Genomic DNA, 18,292 nt, shown 5'->3' with positions numbered 1-18,292 from the left:
CCGCGTGTAGCGTCGCTTTATACCGCGCTCAGCCAATCGGCAATTAACGTCTCGATAGCCGCGAAGTCGTAACGCGCTAGTGCGCCCTTAAGTTGTTGGTGTTGTTTCGCATCTAAGTCGGTTTGTAAGATAGCTTGAAAGTGACTGTTGGCGAGATCGACATCACCGTCAACGGCCGCTTCACGAATACTAGCTAAATGATTACGTACCTCATCTGTTAATAACGGAGACTTGCTATTTGCGCCTGCTAGGATATCTAAACCTTGTGCAGAGAGTGGCGGAACGGCTTCGCTAGTGGTAGTGATAGCGAGGGTGTCTGAGTCGGAAAGAGTTTCGGGAAAAAGTGTTTGTTGTAAGAATTGATAAACATGTTCAAATTGAATAGGTTTGCTAATGAATTGGGTGAAGCCAATATTTAGAAAGTGAAATCGTTCTTGACTTAGCGTGGATGCGCTAACTGCAACCACTGGAATATCGTGATACTTTTCGATTGAGCGTAGGTATATTAAAAATTCTTCTCCGCTCATCCCCGGCATTCTAATGTCGGTAAAAATCAGGTCAGTTTCATGTGTTTCCAACCATAATTTTGCGTCTAGAGCACTGTCACATTTATGTACATTCACGCCGGTTTGTTCTAGCAGTGTCGCTAGAATATCGCGGCTGTCAGGGTCGTCGTCGACCACTAACGCCAACACAATTTGATCGTCAGTCAGTTTAAATCCACCGGGGGCGGGCCGTACTGGTTGTAAATCAGAAACATTTTCAGGGGCAAATGGCAGTGTTACCTGAACGGTAGTGCCGACACCTTTTGAACTAGTGAGTAAAAGATCACCGCCGAGAAGTTGCGTTAATTTTTTAGATAGCCCCAGCCCTAAACCTGTGCCGCCGCCGTGAGCAACTCCTGCGGAGCCCTGATTGAACGGCTCAAAAAGCGTTTTTATCTCTTCCGTTTCCATGCCTTCGCCAGTGTCTGAAATTTCAATGACTATTCCTTGAAAACTCGCTGAGAGTTTAAGTTTTACAGTACCGGAATGGGTAAACTTTATGGAATTTCCTGTGAGGTTAAGCAGAATTTGCCCGAGCTTTTGTTTATCTGTACGTATTCGATAGGGCACTTTGATGGAGTCGATAAACTCAAAGTTCAGTCCCTTTTCTTCTGCCTTGCCGTGCATAATGTTGGCAATTTCTTGAAGTTCAGTAGCGACATCAAATACATTCTCATTTAACTGAATATGCCCAGCTTCAATCTTTGATAGGTCGAGTATTTCATTGATTAATCCGAGTAGTCGCTTTCCAGCGCTGTAGATATGATCCAACTTTGACTTTATAGAGGTACTCGCCGTTTCGTTGTTCAGTAGTTGTGAGTAGCCGAGAATTGCATTTAATGGTGTGCGTATCTCATGGCTCATATTGGCAAGAAATGCAGATTTTGCGCGGTTCGCTTTTTCTGCAGCCTCCTTAGCGTCCGCCAAGTCATTTTCAATTGCTTTTAAAGATGAAATGTCGGTAATAATGTTGCCGATATAAACGTCGAGCCCCTGCTCATTCTGTATCGAGAAAAAAGTTGTGTGGTAGGGCGCGGTGATAGCGTCCGCTCCGAGCATCGGTAATTCCCCGGTCCATGTTCCCGTTTCCAGAACCGTTTGAAGTACAGAGAATTTAAGGTGGCTGTGAATGAATTTAGGGTAGTAGCTTTCTAGCTTTTTATGTGGAGTCTTAACCCCGAGTATCTTTTCGACTTGCGGATTACTATAAAGAATGTTGGATTCGATACTGGCGATAATAAAGCCTTGGCCGGAGTTTTCGGCAAAGCGTTTGAACTTAATCAGGTCGTCAAAGAGCGCATGTTTCTCGGTTATGTCTCGGCCAACGCTAATTAAACCTACGGGGTTCCCCTCATCATCTAGAATCCGTGTTTTTATGGTTTCGAATAGACGTTCTTTGCCATCGCTCGCGTAGTTGATCCATTCTTCGACACGCAGTGCTGTTGGAGATTGCAGTGCATTTAGGTCGTTGCTATGCAATTGTCTTGCGGTGTCCTGTGTTGTTAACTCAAAATCGGTTTTTCCGATAATTTGTTCTTTGGGCACGTTAAATATCTTTTCAAATGCCGCATTACAGCTTATATAGTTACCGTTTGCATTTTTTAGGCATACTAGATCAGAGGTGCTCTCCATTACCTTATCGATAAAGTATTCGCGTTCGGCGAGATCTTTATTCGAGTTTTTCAACTTCAGTTGAGTGTTAGTTAGGGTGTCGATATTTTCTACGATACCAATTCTATGGGTGCGGTTGCCGGTGATAAAACTGCGTCCTTTAGTTGCAACCCAAACATAGTTTCCGTCTCTACCTTTCATTCGAAACTGGACGTGGTATAGGTTGCTATCTGTTGGTGCGCTCGACAGCATTATCTTGTGTTGGTGGGTTACCATCTCGATATCGTCTGGATGTATAAGCTTAAAGAAGTCCAGCAGCGATTTAGGGAGATGCTGTGTTTCGTAGCCTAAAAAGGAATCGGGGCCACAGTTAAAATGAATTTCATGGGTTTTAACATCGAGCCTCCAAACCAGAAGTTTAGCGGCAGATAGTGCGAGTTCCAGTTGCTGCGTAGCTTCCCGCGAGCTATATGTCACACGGTAGTAGACCAGTGACCACAGCAGTATGCTGGCGTAAAGCACGGCAAGTGTTAACGCGATGTTAATCCAAATACGGCGCGATAGGCTGTTTAATTTATCGATCGAATAATCTACCCCAATAACATAAGTTTGCGTTGGATTAGTCTTGACCGGATAAAAAATAGAACGCTGTTCTCCCCAGGTGTCTCGGTATTCTACATAAACGGATTGGTCTTGATTGAAGGCTTGGTAAAGCTCGTCCGGAGCATCTTCGTAAACCTTCCAATACCAAGTTTCTGAGGTGTTATTAGCGATCGCTTCTGGGGTGTGGCTTGATATGACAAAGCGGATATTTCCCGAAGCATCTTGCACCATTGTATAAATGTATTTCAGTCCAAAGGATGCATTAAGTTTATTGATTTTATCTGCGAGTTCAATTTCTTGTTGCTCTGTAATCGAGCCCTCAGTGAGAAAGTTTTTGTGGATTCCTGCTCCTAATATGAGTTCTGTTGCAATGGCGGCGCCATGTAACTGGGTATCGATAAGAGAGCGGTAAGCGTTATATTCTTGTTTGTGTTGGTGATAGCTGTAAGCAGTTAGAGCGGTAACCGTTAAAAACGTAGCGAGTAACAGTGTAACGGCGATCGATTTTCGCCTCAGGCTCCGCGCTAGAGTGGCTCCAAGGTGAGGGAATAGGTAGTCGAAAAGTCTATTTTTTTGCATTGAGTTGGTGGTCGCTCGTCTGAATGTGCTTTGTTTGGAAAGCTTTATTCATATTGTCTTTGTTTAGACGATGAGGCTTGTGGTAGTGATAGCCCTGTGCCCATTCGATATTCAGCGCTTTTACGGCTTCTAGCACGGTTTTATTTTCTACGTATTCTGCCACTACCTCTTTGCCAAAGCCATGCGCTATTTCGGTTATAGATTTGACGAGTGCGCGATAAGACGGGTTTTTGTCCATATCCCTAACAAACACTCCGTCGATCTTGACGGTATCGAAGGGTAGATCTCGTAGATAGTTAAACGATGCATAGCCGCTACCGAAGTCATCCAGAGCGAGACTGCAGCCGTGACGACTGAGAGTCTCTAGGAAGCGTTTCGCCAAACTGATGTCCGCGATAGCTTCAGTTTCGGTTAACTCGAAGCAGATTTTACTGGCGGGGATGTTATAGGTGTTAAGTGTGAAGGTTATGTAGTCGGTCATTTGCGTGTCGCGCATTGATGCTGCTGATAGGTTAATTGAAACATTTTTTACATTTTTGAATTGCGCTACATTCTCGGATAAATATTTTGCCGTTTGATTGATTACCCAGCGGTCAATATGCGGAATTAAATTGAGTCGCTCTGAGGCCGGGATAAAGCTATCGGGCTGAATTATTTTCTGGGTTTCTGGATCGAATAGCCGCAGTAAAATTTCTAACTTATCTTGCGGGCGTTCAGTTGATGTTTCGGATTCTATGGCTTTCGATGTAGAGGGTAGAGCCGAAATTTTTTGAAACCACAATTCGAAAAGGTCGTGTTTGAGCGAGTCCACAAGCTTTAGCGCCCAGTTGATGGTGTAGTTGCGTGCATTGGGCGACTCTGTATGGGAAGGCTGATATCGCTTAATACCATTAGCGCTTTCGCGCTTTGCGATATAGGACATCTCATCTGCCACTAGCATAACTTGGTCGTAGGCTAATATTTCTTGAGAGAGTGGCACTATGGCAACGGTTGTAGAGATCTCGAAAATGCGGTTTTCCCAGCTGAATTTATAAGCGCCGACGATTGTTACGACTTTTTTGGCAAATATTTCCACCTCCTCTGGGGTACTGTTCTCACAGACAAGTGCAAAGTTATCGCCACCTATTCGTGCGAAAAACATTTCGGATGTACAAGCATCGTTGACTAAGTCAGCGAATTGTTTGAGTAGTGCGTCGCCAGCAATGCAGCCACAGCTTTCGCTAATCAGCTGAAATTGCTCAATATCCATTAATACAAATATTACGTCGCGCCGATAGAGTTGCACATCGGTAATGAGGTTGGAGACTTTTTCGACGAGCGCGGTGCGGTTATATAAATGGGTAACCGAATCATGGGTTGCAAAATATTGCATTCTGCCCTGCATATAGCGACGCTCTTCAATTTCGTCTTGTAGTTTTTTATTGGTTTCGGCTAGTGCTATGGTGCGTTCTTGTACTTTGGTTTCGAGGGTATCGTTGAGTTCATTTAGGGCGCGGAGGAGTTCGGCTTTTTCAAGGTGGTGACGTACGCGCGCGAGAACTTCGCTAGCATTAATTGGCTTGGTTATGTAGTCGTCGCCGCCGGCTTCGAATCCGGCGCTAACATCTTCGGTGCGAGCAGTTACGAAGATGATCGATGTATGGTTGAAGTCAGGGTTACGCCGCAAGCGTCGACACACCTCAAATCCGTCAAGGCCGGGCATCATAACGTCGAGAAGAATCAGTTGCGGTAGTGACCGATGGGCAAGTGTGAGTGCTCGCTCGCCATCGGTCGCTATCGAAAGAAGGCAGTTAACCGGAGCGAGGGTTTCTCTTAGTAAGTCAATGTTGGCGGCTGTATCATCTACTATCAATAGTCGTGGCAGAGACATTGCTAGGCTTCCTTGAAAATGACTTTTATCTTGTCCGTGGCTAAGTGTAGCTGCTCTGATGGATATGTGATGTGCGGTTGTTGTTAGGATTATGAACAACCTCAAACTTCGTTATACATTTATACCTGTGGTTACTGGGTAAGCTTCTCGGCAGATAGAGTTAGTAACTAAAGTTGTCGCTTTTAGCGACTAATTTCTATTTCCCCCGCTTCGACAATATTGAAGCTGGGGTAGGGGCCTTTAAGGTCAATTTTGGCTTTGAATGCGTAGTCAAAAGTTTGCGTTGGGTTGACTAAAAAACGCAGTAATAGCTTTGGCGCAGCACTGAGGTTGGCGCCGACCACTACGACGACGGATTCTGTTCCGTATCCGGGAATGGTGGGAAGGTCGTTACTCGCGCCTTGGATAAGCTCAACACCGTTTAGGGCTATGGTGTAGCTCATCCCTTTAAGCGGCAGAGCAATGCTGTTTGGGTTGGTTATTGAGAGTGTGACCTTTACCCGCGGCTGCAGGGAGGTTCCGGAAAGAGGGGAGATGCTTTCTAGGGCAACACGTGGCTGCTCTAACTTCAGGCTGGCACAGCCTACCAATACTATTAACATTACTATTCCAGCTAGGCGCTGAGTCACCTTTAGGCCGACAGTTCTGGCGCTAGTGGTTATATGTTGATCCGTTGATTTAATCACGTTCGTTTTCCTCACTATAAATCGGCAGCCTCGTAAGGCTGCTATCTTTGGGCTATTTTGGATCGTTTGCAAGTCGCTACCCTCAAGTCCCTCAAGTCGCTACAATGGCAGGCTTTATCCTTCTACCTCGACTGTGGTAGTTTTGCGCCCTGTTTAAACTGGACTCAGCGCCAATGAAATGGCTCCTAATTGCCCTTATTGTGATCCTTGTTTCGCTTCAGTACCGCCTTTGGGTGGGTGATGGGAGCGTGGCGAGCATGGTGCGGATGCAGCGAGAAATCGAAAAGCAAAGCGCGGAAAACGAGCGTTTAAAAGCCCGAAATAAGTTGCTTGCCGCCGAAGTTAAAGCGCTTAAAAATGGCTACACGGCTATCGAAGAGCGTGCCCGCAGCGAGATGGGTATGATTAAAGAAGGCGAGACTTACTACATGATTGTGGAAGAAAAAGATGAATAGCGCCTTGAGGTTAAACTTTAGAAAATGCCTAGAGCGTAGCGAATGACCGAAAATAACGTTTGGGCAGTGGTCCCTGCCGCGGGAATTGGCACGCGTATGCAAAGCGACGTTCCCAAACAATATTTACCACTTGCTGGTAAAACCGTTATTGAAATTAGCGTGGAGAAATTGCTGGCATGCGGGTCTATTCGCGGCGTTGTTGTGGCACTTAGTGCGGCAGATGCCTGGTGGCAAAAAACCGCTCTGGCGAATCATCCCCGTATTACTTTATGTTTGGGGGGGAAGGAACGTAGCGACTCGGTACTCAATGCACTTCAGCATATCGACACTAGCGCTGGTACGGATGCGGTTACATGGGTATTAGTACACGACGCCGCACGCCCTTGCGTGTCCCCCACCAAAATTCAAACACTCATTGATTTCGCCACCACCGAGCAGTGTGGTGCCATACTCGCTGCGCCAGTTGCGGACACCCTGAAACGTGTGACTCACGGTAATAACGTGCAAAACACTCAAGACCGCAGCAACCTTTGGCAGGCTCATACCCCGCAAATTTTCCCGTTAAAAAAGTTAAAAACCGCGCTTGAGTTCTGTCGAGCTAAAGGTTTAGTGGTGACTGATGAGGCATCGGCCATCGAACATGTGGGCGGCAGCGTGAAAGTGATTTCCGATCGCCGTGACAATATCAAAATAACCCTCCCGGAAGACTTAGAGCTCGCCAACCTTGTTGTGCAAAATCAGCTCTACTTTTCCGAAAATCAAGAGTAAAAATGGTTATGCGAATAGGACAAGGTTTCGATGTTCACGCCTTTGGCGAGGGCGATAAAATTGTAATCGGCGGCGTGGTTATTCCGTATCACAAGGGGTTAGTTGCTCATTCAGATGGCGATGTACTTTTGCACGCGTTGTGCGATGCTTTACTCGGTGCGGCGGGTTTAGGCGATATTGGCAAGCATTTCCCCGATAACGATTCACAGTTTAAAAATGCGGATAGTCGAGCGTTGCTGCGTATGGTTTGCGCAAAACTAACGGGGCTAGGTTATCGCCTCGTAAACGCCGACCTTACTATTGTTGCCGAGGCCCCTAAAATGGCCCCTCATATCTCTAATATGTGCGCAAAAATCGCAGAAGACTTAGATACCAGCATCGCCAATATTAATGTAAAAGCGACCACCACAGAACGTTTGGGTTTTAACGGCCGAGGAGAGGGTATTTCCGCCTTTGCAACGGTGTTAATTCAACATGTCTGATTCAGTGGCATCTACGCCCCCAATCTTTTCTATAGAATTTCCTCACGCCCACGGCTTACCGATTAGTCACGCCGACTTTCGAGTAAGTCCAGAAGACTTTGTCGTTGACGAGTTGCTCGGCTTCGAGCTGAGTGGCGAGGGCGAACACTATTGCATGCAGCTTAAAAAAACCGGTGAAAATACTGGCTGGGTTGCAGAGCATCTAGCGGAATATTTTGCTGTGAAGCCGATGGATGTGAGCTTTTGTGGTTTGAAAGATCGCCACGCGGTGACATCGCAATGGTTTAGCGTTTACTTACCAAAACAGCCTGCCGGTAAAAATGCCGAAGATTTCGTCGCGGGGTTTAATGGTCAGCTAGAATTACTTGCCGAAGCGCGCCACAGTCACAAATTACGCCGCGGTCAACACGGCGCGAACCGATTTACCTTGGTGCTGCGTAACCTCGATACTGTTGACGGTTTAGAGGAACGTCTGCAGGCGATTGCTGAAAAGGGTGTGCCAAATTACTTTGGCGAACAGCGTTTTGGCCGCGAGGGCAACAATCTAAATTGGGCGCAACGCTGGTTTGCCGACGGTGAAAAAATCCGCAGTCGGAATATGCGCAAAATGGTCGTGTCGGCGGCTCGCTCCTATCTTTACAACCTAGTTTTGGCCCACCGTGTAAACGCCGAAAACTGGCTTACGCCTATAGAGGGAGAGGAATTTCCGACGGGCCCGTTATGGGGTCGAGGTCGCAGCGTTGTCGGGGCGGAGTTAGCTGAATTGGAAGCTGGGCTGATTGCTCATCTAGCTGATTGGCAAAATGCCTTGGAGCACCAGGGGTTAAGTCAGGAGCGCCGCAATTTAGTGTTGCGGCCCGACGACATGCGTTGGCAGCTGTCTGATCAAAACCTACAGCTTTCCATGTCTTTACCGCCTGGATCCTATGCAACATCAGTTTTGCGTGAGATAGCTCAGTTGCGTAATTGTGCATTGATTCCCGCGGAACAGGTTTCAGATTAAATCTTTGTCGATTCTTCAGGAGTCGCTGGCGGTGTTAGTGGCGGCTTTCCGTGTGCGGATAGGCGTGGAGTTGGTGTGCTATAGTCGCGCACTGTGTATGGAATATAAAGTGCCAAGCCAGTAGCTCCTGCTGTGGCTAAGTTCATGTTTTAACGTGTTTTTAGGATAATTTGGCATTGGCAATGTGTCGTCATTGCGGTGCAACCCGGGGGGTTCGTGAATCGTATACAACTAGAAGGCGTGGGCATGACGTCCAAACGCACTCGAGACAGGCTGGTACAGCGCCTAATCGAACAGGGGGTAAGCCACCAGATGGTATTGGATATCATGGCTAACACCCCTCGACATATCTTTCTTGATGAAGCACTTTCTCATCGCGCCTACGAAGATACGGCTCTGCCAATCGGCCACGGCCAAACACTTTCTCAGCCCTATATCGTCGCCAGAATGACAGAGATTCTGTTGAGCGCTGGCGGTAAGCTTGATGAAGTGTTGGAAATTGGTACCGGCTCCGGTTATCAAACCTCTATATTGGCGCAGTTGGTGGGGCACGTTTACAGTGTTGAGCGGATTAAGCCGCTGCAGGACAAAGCGCGTGAGCGTTTGCGGTTGCTGGGCCTACGCAACGTTACGCTTCGTCATGCCGATGGTGGTTTGGGTTGGCCCGAAAGCCGTCAGTTCAACGCCATTCTTTCCGCCGCCGCGCCGCGCGATATTCCTGATAGCCTCAAGCAGCAACTCGCCCCAGATGGTGTGCTCGTTATTCCTATTGGCGCAGATACCCAAGAACTCACGCTGGTCGTGCGTTTGGGTGATTCCGACGAATTCAAAACCCAACGTCTAGAGCCCGTACGTTTTGTACCGCTACTGTCGGGTGTCACACGCTAGATAAATCTTCCTTCATTTATATACATGTTAAGAATTTGACCATGACAACTTCCTCTCGTACCAAAAAAGACTATCTCATTCTTATGATTAAAGGTTTAGCCATGGGGGCCGCGGATGTTGTTCCCGGCGTATCGGGTGGCACCGTTGCCTTTATAACCGGAATTTACGATGAACTTCTCGGCTCGCTAAAGCAGATTGGCCCAGCGGCGGTGAAGGTTTTATTTAGCGAAGGTATCGCCAGTGCTTGGCGCTATATCAACGGCAACTTCTTACTTGCCGTGTTTGGCGGGATATTAATTAGCTTAAAGACGTTTGCAACTGTCATCGGCTTTTGTCTCGAGAACTACCCGCTGTTGGTATGGGCGTTTTTTAGCGGGCTTATTGCTGCATCAATTGTTTTACTTGTTAAGCAACAGCCTCGTTGGCACTGGCGAGAGGTGGTCGGCTGTATATTAGGCGCGGCGTTTGTATACGGCGTATCAATCTCTTCCCCTACACAGCTCGCCGGAGATTGGTGGATGCTGTTCTTAGGTGGTTTTGTAGCGATTTGCGCGATGATACTGCCCGGTATTTCCGGTAGCTTTATTTTGTTGCTGGTGGGGCTTTACCCCGTGTTTTTGCAGGCGATTAGTGATTTAAACCTTATCGCCTTGGCTAGCTTCGGTGCTGGCTGCGTAGCCGGTTTATTAGTCTTTTCTCGCTTTTTATCGTGGCTCCTGAGCCGCTTTCACTCGGTCACTCTCGCTACCCTGATAGGTTTCTTAATAGGTTCATTAAATGTTACATGGCCTTGGAAGGTCACCTTGGAGTCAACGGTTGATCGCCACGGCGAGATTATCCCACTTGTTCAGCAAAATGTTTCACCTGCGAACTATATGATACTAGCAGGACAAGAGTCACAACTGGTACTTGCTTTGTTAATGTGTTTGGTCGGGCTGGGTTTAGTACTTTTGATTGAGCGTATGGCACGACATTAAACAATTAACTCGTTAAAAGAATGAGTCTATTTTGTTCAAAAGCATGGGGTAAGTTCGGATTTACCCAAAAAAACATGAAAAACTAGTTATCTTGTATAGACTTATTTTTAATAAATTAATCTTATTAATCGCTAAATATTCTATTTTTGGTTATTAGCGCGCCGGTTCAGGATTTGAACAAACCAAATGACGGAGGCCGAGTTGAATGCCAATATCTAGTTCGGTGTTCAGAATAACGATCACTTTTGTTGCGATGTTAACTTGCTTGGTCGGCTGTAGCAGCGGGAACTATGTTCCACCCGTGAATGATCGCGAACCGCCGCCAGGTACACGTCTTACGACTCACACGGTCGCTCAGGGAGAAACGCTTTACTCGATCGCATGGCGCTATAATTTGGGCTTTCAAGCGTTAGCAGATGCTAACGGAATAGATTCCGATTACGCGATATATCCAGGTCAAAGGCTCAATCTAACACTTCCCACCACCGCTTATACCCCCAAGGTTAGCCTCGAAGCTACGCCACCAACGGTGTCACCAGTGGTACCCTCGGTGACATCGACCCCTAGTCCCGCGCCAGTTGTTGTGATCGATAAGCATTCGGCTTCGAAAGAACGTTCGATAAAAACAACACCTGAAGTCGTTAAAAATGTGGTTAAAAGTGGTGAAACTAAGTCTCTTGAGTGGGTTTGGCCGGCCAGAGGAAATATAATTGCTACTTTTAGCTCAAACGGCGGACTAAACAAAGGTATTGATCTTCACGGGAATTTAGGAGAGTCTGTGTTGGCTGCCGCTGCTGGGAAGGTTGTTTATTCCGGTGCTGGTCTGCGAGGCTACGGCAAGTTACTGATCGTTAAACACAGTGACAAGCTCCTAAGCGCTTATGCCCACAACCGACGTTTATTGGTTAAAGAGGGCGACGAAGTTGCTAGTGGGCAAAAAATTGCTGAAATGGGCTCTTCAGGAACCGAAACAGTGAAACTGCACTTTGAGATTCGCTACGATGGAAAACCTGTGGACCCGCTAAAGTACCTACCTCGTAGATAAGCTTCCTGCTCCTCCCCCGCGCCGTTCATTTAGTTTTTAAACGTTCGGACGCATTCCCCAGCTATCAGCCAAAAGTAGTAAATAAAATGGTTAATGGCCTAAAGTATTTTCCACGCTGCCGACATTAACTGTTACAGGCCGAGCCAGAGTTTACCGCTCAAACAATAAATGAGCTGATTCTCCTGCTTGAGGGGGCCGAAGAAATTTCCTAACCCAACTATAAACCCGCGAGTGTGGATGCTTGCTACGATAAACTACGGTTACAGGGGTCATGTCATGGCTGTTCAAGAACTCGAATCAATTTTGTCCTACGCGAACTGTGAGAACGAAGCAGCAGTTGCTCATAGTATTCAACTCGACGAACCGGAAGAAGTGGAAAAGGAAACAGCCTCTACTCGCCAGCGAGCTCGTACAGAAGCATTGTTCAATGTAGACGCAGATGATACGCATCAGCGTAATCTAGACGCTACCCAACTCTATTTAAATGAAATTGGCTTTTCCCCGCTGTTAAGCGCGGAAGAGGAAGTTTACTACGCACGCAAGGCGCTTAAAGGCGATGATGCTGCACGTAAACGTATGATCGAAAGCAACCTTCGCCTAGTGGTAAAAATTTCGCGCCGTTATGTGAATCGCGGTTTAGCGTTGTTAGATTTGATCGAAGAAGGCAATCTAGGCTTGATTCGTGCGGTTGAAAAATTTGACCCAGAGCGCGGCTTTCGTTTCTCTACTTATGCAACTTGGTGGATTCGTCAAACCATTGAGCGTGCGATTATGAATCAGACTCGCACCATTCGTCTGCCAATTCATGTTGTTAAAGAATTAAACGTTTATCTTCGCGCTGCCCGTGAGCTATCCCAGAAGCTTGATCACGAGCCTTCAGCGGAAGAGATCGCCAACTTGCTCGATAAGCCCGTCGCCGACGTTGAGCGTATGCTGGCTCTTAATGAGCGGGTTACTTCGATGGATACGCCGATTGGTATGTCATCGGACAAAACTGTTATCGATACTGTTCCGGACCAACAAGTCTCTGACCCTGTAGAGTTGTTGCAAGACAGTGACCTCAGCCAGAGTTTAAATGGCTGGTTAGACGAATTGAGTGAGAAACAGCGTGAAGTTGTTGCCCGCCGCTTTGGTTTGCGCGGTCACGAAACCAGCACCTTAGAAGAGGTTGGTCGCGAGATTGGTTTAACCCGTGAGCGTGTTCGTCAAATTCAGGTAGAAGCATTACGCCGCTTGCGCGATATCCTCGAAAAACAAGGTTTAGACGCTGCTGCTTTATTTGGCGCAATGTAAGACTGGTTAATGTAAGACTGGTTAATGTAAGACTGGTTAATGTAAGACTGGTTAATGTAAGACTGGTGCGGCGCAAACTTGTACCTTGCGACCTTGTAGGGTGTAAGCTTAGCGCAAGCATCAAATAGCTTGCCTTAATTGGACAGTCCTAACTAGGTAAATAGCCCTAGTCGATGATAGCGGCCGTTAATAGCCGTATCGTAGTAAATAAAAGAAAACAAGCATCCATAAAAAAACCCGCTTCAATGCGGGTTTTTTTATGGCTATAGAGATATAGCATTTTCGTCTAATTAGAGCGGCTAAAAGCTAAGCTATTTAATTCACTCATTAAGCGATTAAATTCTAGCGCTCTAGGTGTTGGAGCTTGCCTTCGACGCCGTCCCACTCTTCGGCATCAGCGGGGGATTCTTTCTTTTCAGTAATATTAGGCCATACATCAGCCAGTTCGGCATTGAGCTCAATGAAGGCTTCTTGATCGGCTGGCAGTTCATCTTCCGAGAAAATGGCGTCTACAGGGCATTCTGGCTCGCATAGCGCGCAGTCGATACACTCGTCGGGATGAATAACGAGAAAGTTTGGGCCTTCATAAAAGCAGTCTACAGGACACACTTCAACACAATCAGTGTGTTTGCACTTGATACAATTTTCACCCACTACAAATGTCATTTTGGCAACCCCTGAAAAGATTAAGCTCTGAAAATTTAGCGGCGCATTCTAGCAGGATAGGGCGCAGAGGGAAACGGCCTTGGTACCCTCTATTATGCGGCCATCCTGTTGGCCATGTTCTGCGTAGTTTAACGAATTATGTCATGGAAACAACGCCGTAAGCACACGGCGCCCTTTTACAGTATCGATGTTATAGCATCGATTTTAACGAATAAAGTAGTTCCAGAGCTTGCCGTGGCGACAGCGCATCAACATCAACCGTTTTTAAAGTGGTTTCTACTCGGCTGTCTGCTTGGGTAAATAGGTCGGTTTGAGGGCTGGCCTCGGCATTAGTGGGCTTTGGTTTTGCCTGGGTAGCGGCGTGCTCTTGTGCGGTAGAGGTTTGCAGTTCTTGCGGTTCACTTGTGGCGCTTCGCGGGCTAGCGGATGCATCGTCTGTGTTTAGATTAGGTGATGCGGGAAAATCGCTTACCAGACCTATTGATTCCAGCCGCGCGAGCTGGATTTTTGCGTTGTGCAGTACTGCCGGCGGAATACCAGCCAGCTTCGCCACCTGCAGACCGTAACTCTTGTTGGCCGGTCCAGCTTGGATGTTGTGCAAGAAAACGATGTTATCTTGGTGTTCTGTCGCATCGAGGTGCACGTTGCGAACCGATTTAAGCTGTTCCGGCAGGGCGGTGATCTCGAAATAGTGCGTGGCAAACAGCGTGAACGCGTGGATTTGTGTGGCCAGCTGTTCAACGCAGGCCCAGGCCAGTGAGAGGCCGTCGTAAGTGCTGGTGCCGCGACCGATTTCATCCATCAACACTAGGCTGTTGGCGGTGGCGTTATTTAGAATGTTGGCGGTTTCGGTCATCTCAACCATAAAAGTAGAGCGTCCACCAGCGAGATCATCACTGGACCCTATACGGGTAAATATCCGATCCACTAAACCAAGTTTACAGGCGAGCGCAGGGACAAAGCTGCCGACTTGGGCAAGTAAAACAATCAGCGCCGTTTGCCGCATATAGGTTGATTTACCGCCCATGTTCGGGCCGGTGATAATCAGCATGCGTTGCTGTTGATCCAGAGTTAGATCGTTGGCAATAAACGGATGCTCTAACACCTGCTCCACCACTGGGTGTCGGCCCTGTTCAATATGGATGCCGGGTTCGTCGGTAAAAATGGGGCAAACAAAGGCTAATTGATCAGCGCGCTCGGCGAGGCTGTTGAGAACATCTAGCTCGGCAACGGCGCTAGCAGAATGTTGTAGCGGCATCAGATGCTGGTTTAGCATTTCCACTAATTCTTCGTACAGCGCTTTTTCGCGACTAAGCGAGCGGCTGCGCGCAGACAGTGCTTTGTCCTCAAAGGTTTTTAGTTCTGGAGTAATAAACCGCTCAGCATTTTTTAACGTTTGTCGGCGAATGTATTCCACCGGTGCTTTTTCCGCTTGGCTTTTACTCAGCTCAATGTAGTAACCATGCACGCGGTTATAGCCCACTTTTAAAGTGTTTAAACCGGTACGTTCGCGTTCGCGGGTTTCCATTTGTAAAAGATAGTCGCCGGCATTGCTGCTGATATTGCGCAGTTCATCTAGTTCCTCGTCGTAGCCTTCGGCAATTACACCGCCCTCGCGAATCACCACCGGCGGGTTTTCAATTAGGGCTCGATTTAACTGGTCGACGATTTCTGGGAATTCCGCTATTTCTTCACTTAGCTCGGCTAATTTCAGGCTTGCCGGTGTGCTTTTTGCGGCTTCGTTTAACAGTGATTGAATTTCTGGGTAGAGCGCCAGAGAGCTAAGTAATCTCGATAAGTCTCGCGGGCGCGCCGAACGTAGCGCTACTCGGCCGAGAATACGTTCGAGGTCGCCAACATGTTTTAAGCTGCGATGTAATTGTTCAAAGCGATAATTCTCAAGCAGCAACTGAATAGCCCCTTGGCGTTGCTCTAGAACCGCTTGATTGCGCAGTGGATAATTTAGCCAACGTCGCAACAACCTGCCGCCCATCGCCGTGCTACAACTATTTAAGACACTGTAAAGGGTGTTGTCTTCCGTCCCAGTTAGATTTAAATCCAGCTCAAGATTGCGCCGCGTAGCCGCATCCATCATCACTGCTTCATTTGGGTTCTCTACCGAAAGCTTGCCAATGTGCGACAGTTCGGTACGCTGGGTTTCACGCGCGTAACCAAACAAACAGCCTGCAGCGGCTACGCCTAGGGTTAGGCTTTCGCAGCCGTAGCCGTTTAAATCTTTTGTTTGAAAGTGCTGAGTGAGCAGCCGCTGAGCGGTGCCGAGATCGAACTCCCATTCGGGGCGATTGCGAAAACCGGTACGCTGGCGAATACTTGCGGGCAATAAAGGGCTTTCGCTCGCTAGGAGTTCGGCAGGGCGCAAGCGCTCCACTTCCGCTAACAGCGCCTCAACCGTTTCCACTTCGCTAAGGGCGAAACGACCGCTGCCCATATCCAACCACGACAACCCAAACAGTCCTTCGCTGCAGCACACCGCCACCAATAAATTGTCTCGGCTTGCATCTAGAAGCGCTTCGTCACTCACCGTGCCGGGTGTAACAACACGCACAACCTTGCGCTCCACCGGCCCCTTAGATGTAGCCGGGTCGCCGATTTGCTCGGCGATAGCTACAGACAAACCGAGGCGAACCAACTTGGCCAAATAACCCTCAGCAGCATGATAGGGCACACCACACATAGGAATCGGTTCACCGCCAGATTTACCGCGCGCGGTAAGGGTAATATCCAGTAAGCGCGAAGCCTTCTTCGCATCATCAAAAAACAACTCGTAAAAATCGCCCATGCGGTAAAACACAATTTCGTTTTCATGCTCTGCCTTGATGCCTAGGTATTGTTGCATCATGGGGGTGTGCTTTTCGGTGTCTGTAACGTCTTGATTCATAATGATTAATTGTTTCTAGTGGCGGTAAGTGCTGCGGCTTAGGTCGCGAGGTATTCTACGGGATGTGGCGGTAAGACCCAACTAAATCAATTGCTCAAAAGGGAAAATCTAACCGGCGTAAAGGTAGTATTCGTTGAGTTGATGGTGAAATCTACCGAAAAGCGAGAGTAAAAATACTTTCGTCGCTATTTGGAATAAGTCGCTCGGTTGCGAAAAAACGCACAGGCGAAGGCGTAACCGACGTAGAATTGACCGCGCTCCACACCACTTCCGCTAACGTTAACGCGGGCCAGTCGCGTCTAAAACAAACGCCAACGGTGCATTTCGCCGCGGCAATATCCCTCTCAGGTAATCAATATATGAATGTCACCATCGATGGATATGTAAGTTATATCTGCACCCGCTGTAAGCAAACTTATACGGTTGAAGGGCAGTCTTTATCATTTAATGAGGATACTAGCGCAGAATCTGAAGATGATGATTATATAGGCTATATAGCGCAGTTAGATTCCCCCTGTAGATCATGCGGGCACGACATGCTTCTTACCCTAGAGGTTTGGGAGCACCCTGAGTCTGTTGCAAACTATTCGTATTCTTCGAGTGACGGTGTCGGTGCTGTAAGTTGTGAGTTCTCAATTGAACACTACTTTGATGACGAGCTAGCCCAAAAAGACGGCAGCAGTGACGAGGCTGAAGGAGACGCTGCAAGCGAGGACGATACTGATGAAAAAGTCTTCAACGAATCAACTAAAGTCGATGGATATACAGATGAGTATGATCATGAAGATTGATTATCTTAACTGCGTATTGATGGCCTTTCTCTAACAGCTCAGAGCTTAATTCTTTCAATAAAAAAGCTCGTTAAAAGCCAAGTGCGCGCGCGTTAGGCGAGCAAGCCTTGCTGAACACCAACCGCTTGGCTAGTATGCTTCATTTTGGTGCGGGGATGGTGGGGTTATGCAAGGATTCAACGAGCTATCCAAATGGCTGGGCATTCCCAGGAATACGACTAGCCATGGCGAAAAGCTAATTTCGGCACTGGGTGGGAGTGTTGGCATTCTAGTTGTCGCGGGCTTGGCTCAATATTTACTTACCCTCGGGGTGTTAGATTTTTCGAGTGCCTGTTTAGTGGTGGCATCGATGGGCGCTAGTGCTGTGTTGCTTTTTGCCGTGCCTCATGGCGCTTTGTCTCAGCCTTGGGCGTTACTCGGTGGGAATCTTATTTCGGCGTTTATCGGAGTAAGCGTTGTTCGCTTTTTGGGCGTGAGTGTCTTGTCTTCGGCGCTGGCCGTCGGTTTTGCGATTGCCGCAATGTATTACCTGCGGTGTATTCATCCACCCGGCGGCGCCACGGCTCTGACGACGGTTATTGGTGGAGATGCCATTCAAAATCTCGAATATTTTTATATGGTGGTTCCGGTTTTATTGAATGTGGGATGTATCTTTTTTGTTGCTGTAGGGTTTAATTTTTTCTTTCGGTGGCGACGTTACCCTGCCCACCTGTATTACAAAAGTGCGCCGTCTAGCGTTCCACCAGCCCAGACTCGGGAGTTCGAGTTAACACAGGAGGATTTTTCGGCGGCCATTCAAAAGCATGACTCGTTTGTTGATATTACCGAAGAAGGTTTAACGGAATTGCTTGAGCGAGCAAAAAAACACGCCGAAATGAATATTGTTCACCCGGCCGAAATTAAACCGGGGAAATATTACAGTAATGGCAAGCTGGGTAAGTTGTGGAGTATAAGGCAGGTTGTAGATGCTGCAGATGGCAATCTATTACCGTCAAAAGATAAAGTTATTTTTAAAATAGTCGCTGGCCATCAATCCTACGATACCGGTATTTGTCTTCGTGAAGAGTTTCGGAGTTGGGCAAGGTTTGAAGTCATTCAAAGCGAGAACCGGTGGATTAAGGCGAGCTAATA

The 18,292-nt window shown here is 47.6% G+C and carries 16 protein-coding genes; 10 read left to right on the top strand and 6 right to left on the bottom strand.

The window, feature by feature from the left end:
• Positions 1-17: 17 nt before the first annotated feature.
• The 3 genes from IDZ20_RS01450 to IDZ20_RS01440 form a co-directional block, all read right to left on the bottom strand.
• Entirely contained in the window at positions 18-3,338 is a 3,321-nt protein-coding gene (locus IDZ20_RS01450) for a PAS domain S-box protein (RefSeq protein ID WP_188149653.1), read from the bottom strand.
• On the bottom strand, positions 3,325-5,208 hold the full coding sequence (locus tag IDZ20_RS01445) for a putative bifunctional diguanylate cyclase/phosphodiesterase (RefSeq protein ID WP_188149652.1): 1,884 nt from the start codon (positions 5,206-5,208) through the stop codon (positions 3,325-3,327). Before IDZ20_RS01445 ends, IDZ20_RS01450 begins: the two co-directional genes overlap by 14 nt.
• Positions 5,209-5,390: 182 nt before the next feature.
• Positions 5,391-5,894 carry an LEA/WHy family protein gene (locus IDZ20_RS01440; RefSeq protein ID WP_188149651.1) on the bottom strand — a complete coding sequence of 168 codons (504 nt, stop codon included), beginning with the start codon at positions 5,892-5,894 and terminating at the stop codon, positions 5,391-5,393.
• A 173-nt stretch (positions 5,895-6,067) separates the two neighbouring features.
• Here IDZ20_RS01440 and ftsB point away from each other — a divergent pair, with 173 nt between their 5' ends.
• Genes ftsB through truD form a run of 4 tightly spaced genes read left to right on the top strand, consistent with a single transcriptional unit; the run spans position 6,068 to position 8,602 of the window.
• Positions 6,068-6,349, top strand: a complete 282-nt coding sequence (ftsB, locus tag IDZ20_RS01435) for a cell division protein FtsB (protein ID WP_188149650.1) — start codon at positions 6,068-6,070, stop codon at positions 6,347-6,349.
• A gap of 42 nt (positions 6,350-6,391) precedes the next feature.
• Positions 6,392-7,117, top strand: a complete 726-nt coding sequence (gene ispD, locus IDZ20_RS01430; protein ID WP_188149649.1) for a 2-C-methyl-D-erythritol 4-phosphate cytidylyltransferase — start codon at positions 6,392-6,394, stop codon at positions 7,115-7,117.
• 8 nt (positions 7,118-7,125) lie between these two features.
• Positions 7,126-7,599, top strand: a complete 474-nt coding sequence (gene ispF, locus IDZ20_RS01425; protein WP_188149648.1) for a 2-C-methyl-D-erythritol 2,4-cyclodiphosphate synthase — start codon at positions 7,126-7,128, stop codon at positions 7,597-7,599.
• Positions 7,592-8,602, top strand: coding sequence for a tRNA pseudouridine(13) synthase TruD (truD, locus tag IDZ20_RS01420; RefSeq protein ID WP_245792045.1), 1,011 nt, complete (start codon positions 7,592-7,594; stop codon positions 8,600-8,602). Before ispF ends, truD begins: the two co-directional genes overlap by 8 nt.
• Here the strand turns inward: truD and IDZ20_RS01415 are convergent.
• Complete coding sequence (locus IDZ20_RS01415) at positions 8,599-8,748, bottom strand: hypothetical protein (RefSeq protein ID WP_188149647.1); 150 nt, start codon at positions 8,746-8,748, stop codon at positions 8,599-8,601. The genes truD and IDZ20_RS01415 overlap by 4 nt on opposite strands.
• 100 nt (positions 8,749-8,848) lie before the next feature.
• Between IDZ20_RS01415 and IDZ20_RS01410 the strand changes: the two genes are divergently transcribed.
• The 4 genes from IDZ20_RS01410 to rpoS all read left to right on the top strand — a co-directional run bounded on the left by IDZ20_RS01410 (position 8,849) and on the right by rpoS (position 12,805).
• On the top strand, positions 8,849-9,490 hold the full coding sequence (locus tag IDZ20_RS01410; protein ID WP_188149676.1) for a protein-L-isoaspartate(D-aspartate) O-methyltransferase: 642 nt from the start codon (positions 8,849-8,851) through the stop codon (positions 9,488-9,490).
• A gap of 41 nt (positions 9,491-9,531) precedes the next feature.
• Complete coding sequence (locus IDZ20_RS01405) at positions 9,532-10,467, top strand: DUF368 domain-containing protein (protein WP_188149646.1); 936 nt, start codon at positions 9,532-9,534, stop codon at positions 10,465-10,467.
• A 223-nt stretch (positions 10,468-10,690) separates the two neighbouring features.
• On the top strand, positions 10,691-11,512 hold the full coding sequence (locus IDZ20_RS01400) for a peptidoglycan DD-metalloendopeptidase family protein (RefSeq protein WP_425443400.1): 822 nt from the start codon (positions 10,691-10,693) through the stop codon (positions 11,510-11,512).
• A gap of 276 nt (positions 11,513-11,788) precedes the next feature.
• Entirely contained in the window at positions 11,789-12,805 is a 1,017-nt protein-coding gene (gene rpoS, locus IDZ20_RS01395; protein ID WP_188149645.1) for an RNA polymerase sigma factor RpoS, read from the top strand.
• 342 nt (positions 12,806-13,147) lie between these two features.
• On the opposite strand, the gene fdxA is transcribed toward rpoS, so the two are convergent.
• On the bottom strand, positions 13,148-13,471 hold the full coding sequence (fdxA, locus tag IDZ20_RS01390; protein WP_188149644.1) for a ferredoxin FdxA: 324 nt from the start codon (positions 13,469-13,471) through the stop codon (positions 13,148-13,150).
• Between the two features lie 190 nt (positions 13,472-13,661).
• Entirely contained in the window at positions 13,662-16,370 is a 2,709-nt protein-coding gene (gene mutS, locus IDZ20_RS01385; RefSeq protein ID WP_188149643.1) for a DNA mismatch repair protein MutS, read from the bottom strand.
• Positions 16,371-16,618: 248 nt separating this feature from the next.
• Between mutS and IDZ20_RS01380 the strand changes: the two genes are divergently transcribed.
• Both IDZ20_RS01380 and IDZ20_RS01375 read left to right on the top strand, forming a co-directional pair.
• Entirely contained in the window at positions 16,619-17,161 is a 543-nt protein-coding gene (locus IDZ20_RS01380) for a hypothetical protein (RefSeq protein ID WP_188149642.1), read from the top strand.
• A gap of 166 nt (positions 17,162-17,327) precedes the next feature.
• Positions 17,328-18,290 carry an HPP family protein gene (locus IDZ20_RS01375; RefSeq protein ID WP_188149641.1) on the top strand — a complete coding sequence of 321 codons (963 nt, stop codon included), beginning with the start codon at positions 17,328-17,330 and terminating at the stop codon, positions 18,288-18,290.
• The last annotated feature ends 2 nt before the right edge of the window (positions 18,291-18,292 follow it).

This window comes from Teredinibacter waterburyi (assembly GCF_001922985.1).
Classification (GTDB): Bacteria; Pseudomonadota; Gammaproteobacteria; order Pseudomonadales; family Cellvibrionaceae; genus Teredinibacter; species Teredinibacter waterburyi.
The sequence above is the reverse complement of the archived record's forward strand: the minus strand, read 5'-3'. Positions and strand labels throughout refer to the sequence as shown.